Below are 17,171 nucleotides of genomic sequence, written 5' to 3'. Positions count from 1 at the left end.
TTTAATTTCCAAAAAAAATGAAAATACGTTGACATTCACTCGGTAACCTGTTAAGATATAAAAGTTGCTGAAACAAAGCGACAAACAATGTAGACCTTTGAAAACTGAACGAATAAAACAAACCAAATGTGTAGGGCGTTTCTTTTAATAGAAACAAACAACATAGCAAGCAATATGCTAGCAAGTCAATTTTTACAATTGAGCTGATCAGTCGTAAGACTGTTTCAAACACTTTTTATGAGAGTTTGATCCTGGCTCAGGACGAACGCTGGCGGCGTGCCTAATACATGCAAGTCGAACGCTTTTTCTTTCACCGGAGCTTGCTCCACCGAAAGAAAAGGAGTGGCGAACGGGTGAGTAACACGTGGGTAACCTGCCCATCAGAAGGGGATAACACTTGGAAACAGGTGCTAATACCGTATAACAATAGAAACCGCATGGTTTCTATTTGAAAGGCGCTTTTGCGTCACTGATGGATGGACCCGCGGTGCATTAGCTAGTTGGTGAGGTAACGGCTCACCAAGGCAACGATGCATAGCCGACCTGAGAGGGTGATCGGCCACATTGGGACTGAGACACGGCCCAAACTCCTACGGGAGGCAGCAGTAGGGAATCTTCGGCAATGGACGAAAGTCTGACCGAGCAACGCCGCGTGAGTGAAGAAGGTTTTCGGATCGTAAAACTCTGTTGTTAGAGAAGAACAAGGATGAGAGTAGAATGTTCATCCCTTGACGGTATCTAACCAGAAAGCCACGGCTAACTACGTGCCAGCAGCCGCGGTAATACGTAGGTGGCAAGCGTTGTCCGGATTTATTGGGCGTAAAGCGAGCGCAGGCGGTTTCTTAAGTCTGATGTGAAAGCCCCCGGCTCAACCGGGGAGGGTCATTGGAAACTGGGAAACTTGAGTGCAGAAGAGGAGAGTGGAATTCCATGTGTAGCGGTGAAATGCGTAGATATATGGAGGAACACCAGTGGCGAAGGCGGCTCTCTGGTCTGTAACTGACGCTGAGGCTCGAAAGCGTGGGGAGCAAACAGGATTAGATACCCTGGTAGTCCACGCCGTAAACGATGAGTGCTAAGTGTTGGAGGGTTTCCGCCCTTCAGTGCTGCAGCTAACGCATTAAGCACTCCGCCTGGGGAGTACGACCGCAAGGTTGAAACTCAAAGGAATTGACGGGGGCCCGCACAAGCGGTGGAGCATGTGGTTTAATTCGAAGCAACGCGAAGAACCTTACCAGGTCTTGACATCCTTTGACCACTCTAGAGATAGAGCTTCCCCTTCGGGGGCAAAGTGACAGGTGGTGCATGGTTGTCGTCAGCTCGTGTCGTGAGATGTTGGGTTAAGTCCCGCAACGAGCGCAACCCTTATTGTTAGTTGCCATCATTTAGTTGGGCACTCTAGCGAGACTGCCGGTGACAAACCGGAGGAAGGTGGGGATGACGTCAAATCATCATGCCCCTTATGACCTGGGCTACACACGTGCTACAATGGGAAGTACAACGAGTCGCGAAGTCGCGAGGCTAAGCTAATCTCTTAAAGCTTCTCTCAGTTCGGATTGTAGGCTGCAACTCGCCTACATGAAGCCGGAATCGCTAGTAATCGCGGATCAGCACGCCGCGGTGAATACGTTCCCGGGCCTTGTACACACCGCCCGTCACACCACGAGAGTTTGTAACACCCGAAGTCGGTGAGGTAACCTTTTGGAGCCAGCCGCCTAAGGTGGGATAGATGATTGGGGTGAAGTCGTAACAAGGTAGCCGTATCGGAAGGTGCGGCTGGATCACCTCCTTTCTAAGGAATATTACGGAAACTACACAGGTTGCTTTATTCGTTCAGTTTTGAGAGGTCTACTCTCAAATCGTTCATTGAAAACTGGATACAGAAACAATAATTTAAACAAACCGAGAACACCGCGTTGAATGAGTTTTTTAAATAAGTTCAATTGCTTATTTTTTTCTGATTGGGAAATCTATCGCTAGATGGAACAATCAACCCCCTAACGCAAGTTAGGATAAGGTTAAGTGAATAAGGGCGCACGGTGGATGCCTTGGCACTAGGAGCCGATGAAGGACGGGACTAACACCGATATGCTTCGGGGAGCTGTAAGTAAGCTTTGATCCGGAGATTTCCGAATGGGGGAACCCAGCATCTTTTATAGGATGTTACTTTTCAGTGAATACATAGCTGATTAGAGGTAGACGCAGAGAACTGAAACATCTAAGTACCTGCAGGAAGAGAAAGAAAAATCGATTCCCTGAGTAGCGGCGAGCGAAACGGGAAAAGCCCAAACCAAGAGGCTTGCCTCTTGGGGTTGTAGGACTCCGATATGGTAGTCCAGTGAGATAGTCGAAGGACCTGGAAAGGTCTGCTAGAAAGGGTAAAAGCCCCGTAGACAAAATTTGACTGGCACCTAGGAGGATCCTGAGTACGGCGGAACACGAGGAATTCCGTCGGAATCCGGGAGGACCATCTCCCAAGGCTAAATACTCCCTAGTGACCGATAGTGAACCAGTACCGTGAGGGAAAGGTGAAAAGCACCCCGGAAGGGGAGTGAAATAGATCCTGAAACCGTGTGCCTACAACAAGTTAGAGCCCGTTAATGGGTGATAGCGTGCCTTTTGTAGAATGAACCGGCGAGTTACGATTACTTGCGAGGTTAAGTTGAAAAGACGGAGCCGCAGCGAAAGCGAGTCTGAATAGGGCGAATGAGTAAGTGGTCGTAGACCCGAAACCATGTGATCTACCCATGTCCAGGTTGAAGGTGCGGTAAAACGCACTGGAGGACCGAACCCACGTACGTTGAAAAGTGCGGGGATGAGGTGTGGGTAGCGGAGAAATTCCAAACGAACTTGGAGATAGCTGGTTCTCTCCGAAATAGCTTTAGGGCTAGCCTCAGAGTAAGAATGATGGAGGTAGAGCACTGTTTGGACTAGGGGCCCATCTCGGGTTACCGAATTCAGATAAACTCCGAATGCCATCCATTCATCTCTGGGAGTCAGACTGTGAGTGATAAGATCCATAGTCGAAAGGGAAACAGCCCAGACCACCAGCTAAGGTCCCCAAATAACTATTAAGTGGAAAAGGATGTGGGGTTGCACAGACAACTAGGATGTTGGCTTAGAAGCAGCCACCATTTAAAGAGTGCGTAATAGCTCACTAGTCGAGTGACCCTGCGCCGAAAATGTACCGGGGCTAAATAGTTTACCGAAGCTGTGGAACACACCAATAGGTGTGTTGGTAGGAGAGCGTTCTAAGGGCGTTGAAGGTAGATCGTGAGGACTGCTGGAGCGCTTAGAAGTGAGAATGCCGGTATGAGTAGCGAAAGACAGGTGAGAATCCTGTCCACCGAATGACTAAGGTTTCCTGGGGAAGGCTCGTCCGCCCAGGGTTAGTCGGGACCTAAGCCGAGGCCGAAAGGCGTAGGCGATGGATAACAGGTTGATATTCCTGTACCCGTTGTTTTTGTTTGAGCAATGGAGGGACGCAGGAGGCTAAGGAATCAGACGATTGGAAATGTCTGTCCAAGCAATAAGTCTTGATGTGAGTCAAATGCTTACGTCTTTAAGGACAAGTTGTGATGGGGAGGGAAATAATAGTACCGAAGTTCCTGATGTCACACTGCCGAGAAAAGCTTCTAGTGAGAAAACAATGGCCCGTACCGCAAACCGACACAGGTAGTCGAGGAGAGAATCCTAAGGTGAGCGAGAGAACTCTCGTTAAGGAACTCGGCAAAATGACCCCGTAACTTCGGGAGAAGGGGTGCTGATCTAACGATCAGCCGCAGTGAATAGGCCCAAGCGACTGTTTATCAAAAACACAGGTCTCTGCAAAATCGAAAGATGACGTATAGGGGCTGACGCCTGCCCGGTGCTGGAAGGTTAAGAGGAGTGCTTAGCGTAAGCGAAGGTACGAATTGAAGCCCCAGTAAACGGCGGCCGTAACTATAACGGTCCTAAGGTAGCGAAATTCCTTGTCGGGTAAGTTCCGACCCGCACGAAAGGCGTAACGATTTGGGCACTGTCTCAACGAGAGACTCGGTGAAATTTTAGTACCTGTGAAGATGCAGGTTACCCGCGACAGGACGGAAAGACCCCATGGAGCTTTACTGCAGTTTGATATTGAGTGTTTGTACCACATGTACAGGATAGGTAGGAGCCGTAGAAGTCGGGACGCTAGTTTCGACAGAGGCGCTGGTGGGATACTACCCTTGTGTTATGACCACTCTAACCCGCACCACTGATCGTGGTGGGAGACAGTGTCAGATGGGCAGTTTGACTGGGGCGGTCGCCTCCTAAAGAGTAACGGAGGCGCCCAAAGGTTCCCTCAGAATGGTTGGAAATCATTCGCAGAGTGTAAAGGCACAAGGGAGCTTGACTGCGAGACCTACAAGTCGAGCAGGGACGAAAGTCGGGCTTAGTGATCCGGTGGTTCCGCATGGAAGGGCCATCGCTCAACGGATAAAAGCTACCCTGGGGATAACAGGCTTATCTCCCCCAAGAGTCCACATCGACGGGGAGGTTTGGCACCTCGATGTCGGCTCGTCGCATCCTGGGGCTGTAGTCGGTCCCAAGGGTTGGGCTGTTCGCCCATTAAAGCGGCACGCGAGCTGGGTTCAGAACGTCGTGAGACAGTTCGGTCCCTATCCGTCGCGGGCGTTGGAAATTTGAGAGGATCTGTCCTTAGTACGAGAGGACCGGGATGGACTTACCGCTGGTGTACCAGTTGTCTCGCCAGAGGCATCGCTGGGTAGCTATGTAGGGAAGGGATAAACGCTGAAAGCATCTAAGTGTGAAGCCCACCTCAAGATGAGATTTCCCATTTCTTTAAGAAAGTAAGATCCCTGAGAGATGATCAGGTAGATAGGTCAGAAGTGGAAGTGCAGTGATGTACGGAGCGGACTGATACTAATCGATCGAGGACTTAACCAAAATAAAATGATTGTCGGTCGTTTAAAAACGTTTCTGATCCAGTTTTGAGTGAACGAAGTTTACTCAAGTAAATAGCAGTGTGGTGGCGATAGCGAGAAGGATACACCTGTTCCCATGTCGAACACAGAAGTTAAGCTTCTTAGCGCCGATTGTAGTGAGGGGTTGCCCCTTGTGAGATTAGGACGTCGCCACGCGAACATGGAGGTTTAGCTCAGCTGGGAGAGCATCTGCCTTACAAGCAGAGGGTCAGCGGTTCGAACCCGTTAACCTCCATATGAGCCGTTAGCTCAGTTGGTAGAGCATCTGACTTTTAATCAGAGGGTCACAGGTTCGAGCCCTGTACGGCTCATAAGAATATGCGGGTGTGGCGGAATTGGCAGACGCACTAGATTTAGGATCTAGCGCCTTACGGCGTGGGGGTTCAAGTCCCTTCACCCGCATTTTATTTTTTTGTAGTTGCCGGCTTAGCTCAGTTGGTAGAGCATCTGATTTGTAATCAGAGGGTCGAGGGTTCAAGTCCTTTAGCCGGCATCATGCGGAAATAGCTCAGTGGTAGAGCACCACCTTGCCAAGGTGGGGGTCGCGGGTTCGAACCCCGTTTTCCGCTTTCCTGAAGACCAGGGAACAACGCCGGGGTGGCGGAACTGGCAGACGCACAGGACTTAAAATCCTGCGGTGAGTGATCACCGTACCGGTTCGATTCCGGTCCTCGGCATAATATAGATATGCGCCCATAGCTCAACTGGATAGAGTGTTTGACTACGGATCAAAAGGTTAGGGGTTCGACTCCTCTTGGGCGCGTAGTTTTTTTGTTTATCGGGAAGTAGCTCAGCTTGGTAGAGTACTTGGTTTGGGACCAAGGTGTCGCAGGTTCGAATCCTGTCTTCCCGATCAAAAAAGAAGGTGAAAACCTTCTTTTTTTTTATCCTTAATTAAAGAAAGGCGTTCTCCTTTATTTCATGCGTTAAATTCGATATAATTATGGTCAGGAATAGTCAATAGGAGGCGATATTATGAGCAGAAATACCTCTGATTTGATCGAGTCTTACTTGAAAGATATTTTGGAAAATAGTGAAATTATCGAAATTCGAAGAGCCGAGATGGCGCAGCTTTTTAATTGCGTACCTTCTCAAATAAATTATGTGATCAATACACGTTTTACTTTTCAACGGGGCTATTTGGTTGAAAGCAAACGAGGTGGGGGCGGCTATATTCGAATAAGCAAAGTTAAGATTTCTGATCAGCACTACTTTTTGGAACAGTTAATGGATTCTTTTGGAAATGAAATTTCGGAAGCGAATGCGTTTGGGATTATTCAAAAATTATTTGAAGAAGAAATTATTACTGAAAATGAAGGCAACTTGATGTTAAGTGCAGTATCGAAGAATGTTCTTGGTATCAGTCAAATTGAAAATAGACTACGGGCGAGAATTCTGCATGGATTTTTGGAACGTTTAAGTTATGAGAAAAAGGAGTGAGGGATATGGATCAGCTGTATACAGAACGCGCAAAAGCTGTGTTGGCGATTGCACAACAGGAAGCAAAATATTTTAAACACCGCTCGGTTGGTTCGGAGCATTTATTACTAGCGTTAGTCATCGAACAACAAGGAATTGCGGGCAAGACATTACGTCAAATGAATTCGAGTGAGAATGACATTCGTGAAGAAATTGAGCATATGACAGGTTACGGCTCAGTTAAGTCATATCCTGAAGGAGGATATCTTCCTTATTCTCCGAGAGCAAAACAGATTTTGATTTTTGCGGATGATGAGGCGAAGCGTTTCAATGCAAAATTGGTAGGTACAGAACATATTCTATTAGGTCTATTACGTGATGATGAAATTTTGGCTTCTCACATCCTAGTTAATCTCGGTTTGAGTCTACCTAAGATGCGACAACTTTTATTGAAGAAAATGGGTGTCAATGAAGCTCAAAATACAAATCAAGGAACTGGAACACGCAGGAAAGCCTCTGCTAAGCCTGTTCAAAGTAATTCCCAAGGCACCCCTACTTTAGATGGTTTGGCGCGGGATTTAACAAAACTGGCGCGGGAAAAACGATTAGATCCAGTAGTGGGTAGAGACAGCGAAGTCCGTCGAGTCGTACAAATTTTGAGTCGTCGAACTAAGAACAATCCTGTATTAGTTGGAGAACCTGGTGTTGGTAAAACGGCAATTGTAGAAGGCTTGGCGCAGCGGATTATTTCTGGTGATGTTCCTGAGGATATGCGTGGAAAGCGTTTGATGATGCTAGACATGGGGGCCCTTGTTGCGGGAACAAAATACCGTGGAGAATTTGAAGATCGGTTGAAGAAAGTAATTGATGAAATTTACCATGATGGTCAGATTATCTTGTTTATTGATGAGTTGCATACATTGATTGGTGCGGGTGGTGCTGAAGGTGCGATTGACGCTTCTAATATTTTGAAGCCTGCATTGGCACGTGGTGAACTGCAAACGATTGGTGCGACGACATTGGATGAATATCAGAAATACATTGAAAAGGATTCTGCTTTAGAGCGGCGGTTTGCTCGGGTACAGGTAGAAGAGCCAACACCTGAAGAAGCTGAAGAGATTTTGAAGGGATTACGTCCTCGATATGAGGAGCATCATGGCGTAGAAATTACGGATGAAGCATTGCATGCAGCGGTTTCTTTATCGGTGAGATATATTAATTCACGTCAATTACCAGATAAAGCGATTGACTTAATGGATGAATCTTCTGCGAAAGTCCGCTTAGATTCAACGGATGAAGTTTCTGAACTTACTGAGTTAGAAGAAGAAGTTCAAGAGTTAGTGACTGAAAAAGAAAAGGCGATTCAAAACCAAGACTTCGAGTCGGCAGCGCGTTTGCGTTTACGAGAAAAGCAGTTAGCGGAAGTTTTGGAACAAGCGAAAATTAAAGCAGCAAAACAAGAAAACGGCTATCTTGATCAAGTCACGGATGAAGATGTTGCCGCTGTGGTTTCTCAATGGACTGGGGTTCCTTTACAGCAGTTAGAGAAAAAAGAGAGCCAACGTTTATTGGATTTAGAAAATGTCTTGCATAAAAGAGTGGTCGGGCAAGAGGATGCGGTCAAAGCCATTTCCCGCGCGATTCGTCGGGCCCGAAGCGGCTTGAAAGATCCAAATCGTCCAATTGGCTCATTCATGTTCCTAGGACCAACAGGGGTTGGGAAAACAGAGTTGGCGAAGGCGTTAGCCGAGGCGATGTTTGGTAGTGAAGAAGCTTTAATTCGTGTAGACATGTCTGAATATATGGAAAAATATAGTACGAGTCGTTTGATCGGTTCACCGCCAGGATATGTTGGTTATGAAGAAGGTGGACAGCTAACAGAAAAAATTCGTCAAAAACCTTATTCAGTTATTTTGTTAGATGAGGTTGAAAAGGCTCATCCAGATGTCTTCAATATTTTATTACAAGTTTTAGATGATGGTCATTTAACAGATTCGAAAGGTCGGAAGGTTGATTTCCGCAATACGATCTTGATCATGACTTCAAATATTGGTGCGACTGAAATCCGTGAGGAAAAAAATGTTGGTTTCAACGTGAAGGATATTACGAAAGATCATCAAGCGATGGAAAAACGAATTTTAGAAGAACTGAAAAAGGCTTTCCGTCCAGAGTTCTTAAATAGAATTGATGAAACCGTAGTCTTCAAAACCTTAGATCAAGAACAAATTCATGAGATTGTGAAGATTATGAGTCGTTCCATTTTGGATCGCATGAAAGAACATGAGATTCAAGTGAAGATTACACCAGCGGCTTATGATGTTATCGGAAAAGTAGGATTCGATCCTGAATACGGTGCACGGCCAATTCGCAGAGCTTTACAGAAAGAAATTGAAGATCGCTTGGCTGAGGCGTTATTGTCAGGACAAATTCAATTAGGTGATGCGGTAACGATTGGTGCAAGCAAGGGGAAAATCACCTTGACTGTAAAAAATGTTAAAGAAGAAAAAATTCCAGAAAAAGTTTAGTTAATCAGAGGAGGACACTTAGGTGTGTTCCTCTTTTTTTCTGTCGTCAGTTGGAAACTTTTGGAAGCTGTGATAGTATGAGAAAGTCTAAAAGGAGGACCTACCATGATTGAGTTAATTGCGACGGCAGAGTCAATGGCGCAAGCCGAAGAATTACTTGCTGCTGGCGTGGATACATTATACATAGGGGAAGAGGCGTATGGGTTGCGATTGCCGTATTCTTTTTCTCGTGATGAACAAAAAGCATTAATTGAGCAGGCGCATGCTCAGGGAAAAAAAGTAAACATCGCGGTAAATGGGATCATGCATCCTGACAAGATGAAACAGATTCCAGAATATTTAGCATTTTTAGCAGAGGTACAACCAGATCATGTTGTTGTAGGTGATACGGGTGTGATTTACTTATTGCAGGAGTATGATCTGCCTTATATTTATGATGCACAAACATTGGTGACCAATGCCAGACAAATCAATTTTTGGCAGAAAAAGGGTGCGGTCGGTGCGGTTTTGGCTCGGGAAGTGCCGTTTAAAGAAATGCAGCATTTGAGTCAGCATGTGGAGGTTCCGGTAGAAGTCTTGGTGTACGGTGCTACTTGCATCCATCAATCGAAACGACCATTATTGGATAATTACTTCAATTACACAAATCAGAAAGAAGAAGTTTCAAAAGAGCGTGGATTGTTTATTTCAGAGCCGAAAAAAGCAGAGACGCATTATTCAATCTATGAAGATCAACATGGCACACATATTTTTGCTGACAATGATCTGAATTTAATTCAAGAATTGGCTGACTTGGCTCAAACAGGCTATCAAACTTGGAAGCTTGACGGATTATTTACCCCGGGATCAGATTTTGTCGCGATCGCGAAAATTTTTGCCGATGCAAAAACAGCAATTGAAGCAGGAACTTGGGATGAAGCCGCTATGAGCCAAGCGCAGCAAGAAATCCAAAAATATCATCCTGTTGGTCGAGGAATGGATACTGGTTTTTACCATTTAGACCCAACAGCGATTAAATAGGAGTAAGAGCAACATGACAGAGAGAAAACTGAAACGGCCAGAGGTTTTAGCCCCAGCCGGGACATTGGAAAAATTAAAAACCGCGATTCATTATGGCGCGGATGCTGTATATATTGGCGGGGATGCGTATGGATTGCGTTCTCGTGCGGGGAATTTTTCATTTGAAGAGATGGAAGAAGGCGTCGCTTTTGCTGATAAATACGGCGCAAAGGTTTATGTAGCTGCGAACATGGTGACGCATGAAGGAAATGAAGAAGGGGCAGGAGAGTTTTTCAAAAAATTAAGAGATATCGGTATTTCAGCAGTCATTGTTTCTGATCCGGCATTGATTGAAATTTGTGCAACAGAAGCGCCTGGGCTAGAAATTCATTTGTCTACTCAAGCGTCCGCAACCAATGCAGAGACGTTAAAATTTTGGCAAAATGAAGGCTTGGAACGAGTGGTCTTAGCTCGTGAAGTTTCAATGGAGGAATTAGCAGAAATTCGCCGAAATACAGATATTCAAATCGAAGCCTTTATTCATGGCGCGATGTGTATTTCCTATTCAGGACGCTGTACTCTGTCGAATCATATGTCGATGCGAGATGCTAATCGTGGCGGCTGCTCGCAATCTTGCCGTTGGAAATATGAACTATTCGATATGCCTTTTGCTCAAGAACATCGTTCATTGACGGAAAACGGAGATGTAACCGAAGAGTTTTCTATGAGTGCCGTAGATATGTCAATGATCGAACACATTCCTGATTTGATTGAAAACGGTGTTGACAGCTTGAAAATTGAAGGAAGAATGAAATCTATTCACTATGTTTCGACGGTTGCCAATGTATATAAAGCAGCGGTGGATAGCTATATTTCTGATCCAGAAAATTATGTCTGCAAGCAAGAATGGATCGATGAGCTGTGGAAAGTGGCGCAACGAGAACTATCGACAGGCTTTTATTATCATGTGCCAACAGAAAATGAACAGCTATTTGGACCAAGACGGAAGATCCCTGTCTATAAATTTATCGGTGAAGTGTTAAGCTATGACGAAGCCAGTGGAATCGCGACTGTTCGCCAACGAAATCATTTTAGAGTGGGCGATGAGATTGAGTTTTATGGTCCGAACTTCCATCATTTTGAACAAACAGTGACTGAAATGAAGAATGATGAAGGTGAACAGATTGATCGTGCGCCAAATCCAATGATGATCATCACGATGCCTGTAGCTCAACCGGTTAAACCTGGGGATATGATACGCAAGAAAAAAGACTGAGGCTTCCTCAGTTTTTTTCTTACGTCAAATTTTTGTTTCAAAACAAAAAGCAATTATTTTTTGACAGAATGTATTAAAATGAATCTATTGAGTACTGCTACTCATCACTAAAAGTGTTTTATTCGAAGGATTAGACAAGAAATAACTTTCATTAGTAAGAATTAGGAGGCAGATGAATGAAGGAATATGATTACATAGTAGTCGGTGGCGGTAGCGGCGGGATTGCTTCTGCCAATCGTGCAGGTATGTACGGGGCAAAGGTTTTGTTGATTGAAGGAAATAAAATCGGCGGCACGTGTGTCAATGTTGGATGTGTACCGAAAAAAGTAATGTGGCAGGCTAGCAGCATGCTGGAAATGATCGAGCGGGACGCGCCTAGCTATGGTGTCCAAGCGGATGTCGAAAAGTTTGATTTTAAAGAATTAGTGGCACGTCGCGAAAAATACATCGATTTTTTACATGGTGCTTATTATCGTGGGCTTGACAGTAATCATGTTGAGCGGATCGAAGGCTATGCGACATTTAAATCCGATCATGTTATCACGGTTAATGGTGAAGACTATACGGCGCCGAATATTTTGATCGCAACAGGCGGCCGACCAAGCCAGATGAAGATTCCTGGCGGCGAATTAGCGATTGATTCCAATGGCTTCTTTGAATTGACGGAGCAGCCAAAAGAAGTAGTTGTCCTAGGTGCTGGTTATATTGCAGCTGAATTGAGCGGTGTATTGCAAGGAATGGGTACGCAGGTACATTGGGCCTTCCGTCACAGTCGTCCATTACGGACCTTTGACAAAATGTTGGCAGATAACTTAGTTGAGATTTATCGTGACAATAAAATGAAGCTTTACGATCATCATGTAGCAAAAGAAATCAAACAAAATGCAGATGGAACCTATACGGTTTATTTTGAGAACGGCAATACGTTAACAGGAGACAAAGTGCTGTTCGCCGGAGGACGTTTACCAAATACGAATAAGCTAGGCTTAGAAAATACCTCGGTGACTTTAAATGAAAAAGGCTTTGTGATTGTTGATAAATATCAAAATACAACCAGCGAAGGGGTTTATGCAGTTGGCGATGTCATCGGCAAAATTGATTTGACGCCAGTAGCTATTGCAGCTGGACGGCGTTTATCTGAACGGGTGTTTAATGGCAAATCAGAAGAATATTTAGATTATGAAAATGTTCCAACCGTGATCTTCACACATCCAACGATTGCAACGATTGGATTAACGGAAGAAGAAGCGCTTGAACGACATGGAAAAGATCAAATCAAAGTCTATCACTCACGCTTTACGCCCATGTACTTTGCCTTAAGTGATTATCGACAAAAATGTGATATGAAGCTGATCTGTCTCGGGGATGAAGAGAAGATTATCGGGTTGCATGCTATTGGTGTCGGTGTTGATGAAATGCTGCAGGGCTTTGCCGTGGCAATTAAAATGGGGGCAACGAAGAAAGATTTCGATGATACGGTTGCGATCCATCCGACAGGCAGTGAAGAATTTGTAACGATGCGCTAATGAAAAATGATGTGCCGAATGCGGCACATCATTTTTTTTTGTATTTACTGAAAATAAGTCGCTTATTGGATGGAACTTAAACTGATTTCACCAGAGGAGAGGGTGATTGTTTCATTTCCTAGATCAACAACCAATTCTCCGACATCGGTAATAGCAATAGCCGTACCTACGTACAGCTGATCTTTCCGCTTGAAGGTAATTTTTTTGCCTAGCACGAAAGATTTTTTACGATAGGCATCCAGATAGGTCGTTGGATCGGCCAATAAAGCAAAGAAACGATTCCAAATAGTTATGATCAATTGGTTTCGTGTCGTTGTTGCGACTCCATCAGGGAACAGGGAGGTTGCTTTTTCTTGCAGCTCCTCAGGATAATTTTCTTGGGGAATCGAAAAGTTGATGCCCATGCCAATGATAATATATTTTAATGAGTTGCTTTCGATATCGGTCATGGCTTCCGATAAGATACCAACGATTTTTTTGTGATTCAAATAAATGTCGTTGACCCATTTGATTTGACTATCAACGCCTAATAATTCATCTATCGCCTCAGCAACAGCCACAGCCATCAAGATAGTATATTGGGGCAATTCTTGCAGTTGTTCCTTTGGTTCCAGCAGCAGACTCATATAGATCCCTTGTTGTTTTGCAGCGAAAAAGGGCCGATTGAAACGTCCTCGCGGAGCTTCCTGCATGTCCGCCACAATCAATAAGGGTGATGATTTTCCCTCCATAACGGCCAATTGCGCATCCTTCATAGTTGAGACAGATGAATCTAATACTGTTACATCGACAGCATGCTGAATCTGATCTTGAATTTCCTGTGCATCTAAAATATCAGAAGGCTGATAGCGATAGCCGTTTGCTAAATGTTGGATCTGATAGCCCTTCTTTTCTAACTCTTTGATGGCCTTCCAGATAGCGGTACGGGATACACCTAACTCTTGAGCTAAAGCTTCGCCTGATAAAACTTCGTCGGCTGCTTTTAAGCGAGCCAGGACCTTCTCTTTCGTGGTCAACCTGATCCCTCCTTTAGTTTTTATTCTGGGCTCAGTGTAACAAAAAAACAGGCTACATAAAAGTAGCCTGTCAAGAAAGAAGGGAGAATCCAATTGTACTAACCTAATAATAATGCATCGTCTTTGAGCTCGACACCTGAATTTTGGTGGAAAAGCTCCATTAATTTTGGAACCGTTAAGTTTTGTTTCTCTTCTTGTTTTAAATCCAAAGCAATTTGCCCTTGATGGAGCATGATGAGACGATTGCCGTATTGAATCGCATCCTCCATATTGTGAGTGACCATGAAGGCGGTCAGCTCCTGCTCACGAATCAATCGCTCGGTCAACTCCATAACCGTTAAGGAGGTTTTTGGATCCAGTGCGGCCGTATGCTCATCGAGTAAGATAAGGTCAGGACGCTGCAATGTCGCCATTAATAATGTGATGGCTTGGCGTTGTCCGCCTGAAAGCAACCCGATTTCAGCATCTAAGCGGTTTTCCAAATTTAAATTCAGCATAGCCAGCTGTTCCTGGAAGAAACTGCGATCTTTGCTTTTTACACCTAAAGAGAATCCGCGTTTGTGCCCGCGTTTCATTGCTAGCGCCAAGTTTTCCTCTACAGATAAACGAACGGCTGTCCCCATTTTAGGATCTTGGAAGACACGACTGATTCTTTTTGAGCGGCGTGTTACGGACTGTTTAGTGATTTCTTCTTCGTTTAAAAATAGTTGGCCTTTTTCAACTGGAAGGGTTCCAGCGACACTGTTTAGCAGCGTGGATTTTCCGGCACCATTTCCTCCGATGATCGTCACAAATTCGCCAGGGGCTAAACTTAAGTTGATGCCTCGCAGCACATGGTTCTCATTAACCGTCCCGCGTTCGAAATATTGATGAAGATTATTAATCCTTAAGACTGGCTGCATTTACGTTCGCCCCTTTCTTTTTTGTTTTGAAGGTAAATTTTGATCGAATTTGTGGCAAGGATAAACAGATAACCAATACGATCGCTGAAGCCAATTTAGAATCTGTCGGTTCTACGTTCATCTCGAATACTAGAGCTAAGATAAAGCGATAAATAATCGCCCCAGCCACAATCGTAATCAAACGAATAAGGATTGGTTTATTGTGAAGCAGAACTTCCGCAATAATAATCGAAGCTAATCCGATAACGATGGTCCCAACTCCTGAGTTCAAATCAGCAAATCCGTTGTTTTGTGCTAATAGGGCACCTGAAAGAGCGATGCTGCCATTGGAGATCATGTAGCCTAGCAGTTTCATATTTTCCGTTTTGATGCCGTTTGCCTCACTCATATCGGGATTATCTCCGGTTGCTCGAACAGCTAAACCGATTTCCGTTCGGAAAAAGAGTACTAACAGCAGGATAACCAACAGTACGATTAACAATCCTACTGCGATAACCGCATTGTTTTTGCTTAATCCCATTTCCTGGGCGGTGGTAAAAACGGTATTTTCTCCCAGCAAAGCGATGTTCGGTGCACCCATGACCCGTGAAGTCACGGAATACAAACCAGTCATCGTAATGATCCCAGCTAATAACGCTGGAATTTTGAATTTCGTATTCAAGATTCCAGTGACCAATCCAGCCAGCATTCCGCCGCCAAAGGCCAACAAAGTTGCGACTGCAGGATGCATTCCATTCACGATCCCGATCGCAGCGATCCCGCCGCCTAAGGGAAAGCTTCCCTCGGCAGTAAGATCGGCGATGTCTAATATTCGAAAAGTCATGTAAACACCGATCGCCAATAACGACCAGAGCATACCTTGTGACGTAGCTGATAATAACAAAGTGATAACATTCATGATTCTTCCTTCTTTCTTTGTGGAGCTGTTTTAACTTGTTTATTTAGGTTCTTTGATGCTGTCAGGATCAATTCCTAATGCTTCTGCCATGTCCTTATTAACAACTAATTTAAGCGTATCCGCTGATTCAACAGGTGTATCTTCAGGTTTTGCATCGCCGTCTAAAATTTTGGCTGCCATTTTCCCTGTTTGTTTTCCAAGTGATTTGTAGTCGATACCGACAGTAGCTAAACCACCATCGTCGATTTGTTCAGTGGAGCCAGCGACCAATGGAATTTTCTTTTCTTTAACAACATCACCAATGACTGCCGCCGCGCTTGCGAAGGTATTGTCTGTTGGTACGTAGATACCATCTGTTTCGTTTGCCAATGATTCTGTTACTTGCTGAACATCATTTGTCGTGTTGGCCGTTTTGATTTTTACCTCAACCCCTGCTTTTTTCAATGCTTTTTCAGCTAAGTCTGCTTGAATTTTTGAGTTGGCTTCGCCGGCGTTGTACATAATTCCGATGGATTTTGCATCAGGGACGATAGAAAGCAGCAGATCAATTTGCTTGTCGATAGGAACCATATCGGTTGTTCCAGTAACGTTACCGCCAGGTGCTTTGTCACTTTTCACTAATTTTGCTTCTTCTAAATCCGTTACCGCAGTTACGGTGATTGGAATTTCTGTTGTTGCATTTAATAAAGATTGGGCTGCCGGAGTGGCGATCCCTAGTAAAAGATCAGGTTCTTCCTTCACGAGCTTCTCACTCATACTTTTTAGATTGTCTTGATTGTTTTGTGCGTTTTGGTATTCAATTTTTAAATTGTCGTCTTCTTTGTAGCCGCCTTCTGCCAAGCCTTCTTTAAAGCCTTCATAAGCATTGTCTAAAGAAGCGTGTTGGACTAATTGCAAAACGCCCACATGTTTCACGTTGTCGTCACTAGCTGCGTCTTTATTGCCGCATGCACCCAACATCAATAAACTTACCAAACCAATTCCTGCTAATACTGTCTTTTTCATAATTTTCTCTCCTTTTGTCATAAAAAAATCACCCGCTTAGAATGGATGAAGGTCTAAGTGGGTGATGCGAATACAAAAATAGTATGATTCTTCAGCCACTTAGATTTCTCTATGCGGCCGTTGGTACGTCGAAATGCTCTAGCCATCATAGATACAAAAAACACTCAAGTTGTTTGTATCCATCGTGATGAATACAAACCTATCTAAAATAGCTAAAGTAATAGCGATTATTCAGTTGTGTGGTTTTTGAGTTCAACATAGGAACAACCTCCAACTTGGGTTAAGATGTAAATTAGTATACGTTAAGAAAAATGAGATGTCAATAATAAAATGTCGAATATTCTGAATATTCAAAAATGTAAGTCTAATTAAAGCAATTGATACTTACTGAAAGTTTTAAGAAAAGTTTGCGTAACAGGAATCAAAGCATTGAGGCTATTGACTTTTATGTTATCGTCGTGTATTATATTAATTTGCTAAAACTATCTGAAATGATAAAAGGCAGGAACGAAATATTGTCCGTTCCGGCTTTTAAATAAGGAAACAAAAGTAGAAGCTCGCGAATATTTTCAAGAGAACGTTCTATTTTTGGTTTTTTTTTGCCTAAAAGCCGCAAAAAATGTCAGGTGTTACAGTAA

9 protein-coding genes, 8 tRNA genes and 3 rRNA genes are annotated in these 17,171 nt (G+C 44.2%); 16 read left to right on the top strand and 4 right to left on the bottom strand.

Features of this window, described 5'->3' with window-relative positions; translation table 11 throughout:
* The first annotated feature begins 233 nt into the window (after nucleotides 1-233).
* From J9537_RS14630 to gor, 16 genes are all read left to right on the top strand, one after another.
* Nucleotides 234-1,792 (top strand): 16S ribosomal RNA (locus J9537_RS14630).
* 224 nt (nucleotides 1,793-2,016) lie between these two features.
* Nucleotides 2,017-4,929 (top strand): 23S ribosomal RNA (locus J9537_RS14625).
* A 78-nt stretch (nucleotides 4,930-5,007) separates the two neighbouring features.
* Nucleotides 5,008-5,123: ribosomal RNA gene (gene rrf / locus J9537_RS14620) — 5S ribosomal RNA — on the top strand.
* Together the 16S, 23S and 5S rRNA genes with 8 tRNA genes alongside form the textbook arrangement of a ribosomal RNA operon.
* A 6-nt stretch (nucleotides 5,124-5,129) precedes the next feature.
* Nucleotides 5,130-5,202: transfer RNA gene (locus tag J9537_RS14615), tRNA-Val, on the top strand.
* A gap of 3 nt (nucleotides 5,203-5,205) precedes the next feature.
* Nucleotides 5,206-5,278: transfer RNA gene (locus J9537_RS14610), tRNA-Lys, on the top strand.
* Between the two features lie 9 nt (nucleotides 5,279-5,287).
* Nucleotides 5,288-5,369: transfer RNA gene (locus J9537_RS14605), tRNA-Leu, on the top strand.
* Between the two features lie 18 nt (nucleotides 5,370-5,387).
* A tRNA-Thr gene (locus tag J9537_RS14600) sits at nucleotides 5,388-5,460 on the top strand.
* 4 nt (nucleotides 5,461-5,464) lie between these two features.
* Nucleotides 5,465-5,536 (top strand) — tRNA-Gly (locus tag J9537_RS14595).
* Between the two features lie 22 nt (nucleotides 5,537-5,558).
* Nucleotides 5,559-5,644, top strand: a tRNA-Leu gene (locus J9537_RS14590).
* Nucleotides 5,645-5,656: 12 nt separating this feature from the next.
* Nucleotides 5,657-5,730: transfer RNA gene (locus J9537_RS14585), tRNA-Arg, on the top strand.
* A gap of 16 nt (nucleotides 5,731-5,746) precedes the next feature.
* Nucleotides 5,747-5,820: transfer RNA gene (locus J9537_RS14580), tRNA-Pro, on the top strand.
* 119 nt (nucleotides 5,821-5,939) lie between these two features.
* Nucleotides 5,940-6,407 carry a CtsR family transcriptional regulator gene (locus J9537_RS14575; RefSeq protein WP_280640441.1) on the top strand — a complete coding sequence of 156 codons (468 nt, stop codon included), beginning with the start codon at nucleotides 5,940-5,942 and terminating at the stop codon, nucleotides 6,405-6,407.
* Between the two features lie 5 nt (nucleotides 6,408-6,412).
* Nucleotides 6,413-8,911, top strand: a complete 2,499-nt coding sequence (locus J9537_RS14570) for an ATP-dependent Clp protease ATP-binding subunit (protein ID WP_218256241.1) — start codon at nucleotides 6,413-6,415, stop codon at nucleotides 8,909-8,911.
* A 105-nt stretch (nucleotides 8,912-9,016) separates the two neighbouring features.
* Complete coding sequence (locus J9537_RS14565; RefSeq protein WP_218256240.1) at nucleotides 9,017-9,931, top strand: peptidase U32 family protein; 915 nt, start codon at nucleotides 9,017-9,019, stop codon at nucleotides 9,929-9,931.
* Between the two features lie 13 nt (nucleotides 9,932-9,944).
* On the top strand, nucleotides 9,945-11,186 hold the full coding sequence (locus tag J9537_RS14560) for a peptidase U32 family protein (protein WP_010744334.1): 1,242 nt from the start codon (nucleotides 9,945-9,947) through the stop codon (nucleotides 11,184-11,186).
* Between the two features lie 176 nt (nucleotides 11,187-11,362).
* Nucleotides 11,363-12,712 (top strand): glutathione-disulfide reductase, encoded by a 1,350-nt coding sequence (gor, locus tag J9537_RS14555; protein ID WP_010744335.1) that lies wholly within the window; start codon nucleotides 11,363-11,365, stop codon nucleotides 12,710-12,712.
* Nucleotides 12,713-12,774: 62 nt separating this feature from the next.
* On the opposite strand, the gene J9537_RS14550 is transcribed toward gor, so the two are convergent.
* The 4 genes from J9537_RS14550 to J9537_RS14535 form a co-directional block, all read right to left on the bottom strand.
* Nucleotides 12,775-13,728: a biotin--[acetyl-CoA-carboxylase] ligase gene (locus tag J9537_RS14550; protein WP_218256239.1), complete on the bottom strand. Its 954-nt coding sequence runs from the start codon at nucleotides 13,726-13,728 to the stop codon at nucleotides 12,775-12,777.
* A 98-nt stretch (nucleotides 13,729-13,826) separates the two neighbouring features.
* On the bottom strand, nucleotides 13,827-14,630 hold the full coding sequence (locus tag J9537_RS14545; RefSeq protein ID WP_218256238.1) for an ABC transporter ATP-binding protein: 804 nt from the start codon (nucleotides 14,628-14,630) through the stop codon (nucleotides 13,827-13,829).
* The gene (locus J9537_RS14540; protein ID WP_218256237.1) at nucleotides 14,608-15,528 is read right to left on the bottom strand and encodes an ABC transporter permease; all 921 of its coding nucleotides are present in this window, start codon (nucleotides 15,526-15,528) and stop codon (nucleotides 14,608-14,610) included. Before J9537_RS14540 ends, J9537_RS14545 begins: the two co-directional genes overlap by 23 nt.
* 39 nt (nucleotides 15,529-15,567) lie before the next feature.
* The gene (locus J9537_RS14535; protein WP_010744339.1) at nucleotides 15,568-16,533 is read right to left on the bottom strand and encodes an ABC transporter substrate-binding protein; all 966 of its coding nucleotides are present in this window, start codon (nucleotides 16,531-16,533) and stop codon (nucleotides 15,568-15,570) included.
* Nucleotides 16,534-17,171: the final 638 nt, after the last annotated feature.

It is taken from the genome of Enterococcus raffinosus (assembly GCF_019175485.1).
Lineage (GTDB): Bacteria > Bacillota > Bacilli > Lactobacillales > Enterococcaceae > Enterococcus_A > Enterococcus_A raffinosus.
This window is presented reverse-complemented; position numbering and strand designations above follow the sequence as displayed.

What these genes read in the sequence shown, in the direction of transcription:
- J9537_RS14570 (WP_218256241.1), top strand. Translation starts at nt 6,413, where the DNA reads ATGGATCAGCTGTATACAGAACGCGCAAAAGCTGTGTTGGCGATTGCA.
- J9537_RS14565 (WP_218256240.1), top strand. Translation starts at nt 9,017, where the DNA reads ATGATTGAGTTAATTGCGACGGCAGAGTCAATGGCGCAAGCCGAAGAA.
- J9537_RS14560 (WP_010744334.1), top strand. Translation starts at nt 9,945, where the DNA reads ATGACAGAGAGAAAACTGAAACGGCCAGAGGTTTTAGCCCCAGCCGGG.
- gor (WP_010744335.1), top strand. Translation starts at nt 11,363, where the DNA reads ATGAAGGAATATGATTACATAGTAGTCGGTGGCGGTAGCGGCGGGATT.
- J9537_RS14545 (WP_218256238.1), bottom strand. Translation starts at nt 14,630, where the DNA reads ATGCAGCCAGTCTTAAGGATTAATAATCTTCATCAATATTTCGAACGC.
- J9537_RS14540 (WP_218256237.1), bottom strand. Translation starts at nt 15,528, where the DNA reads ATGAATGTTATCACTTTGTTATTATCAGCTACGTCACAAGGTATGCTC.
- J9537_RS14535 (WP_010744339.1), bottom strand. Translation starts at nt 16,533, where the DNA reads ATGAAAAAGACAGTATTAGCAGGAATTGGTTTGGTAAGTTTATTGATG.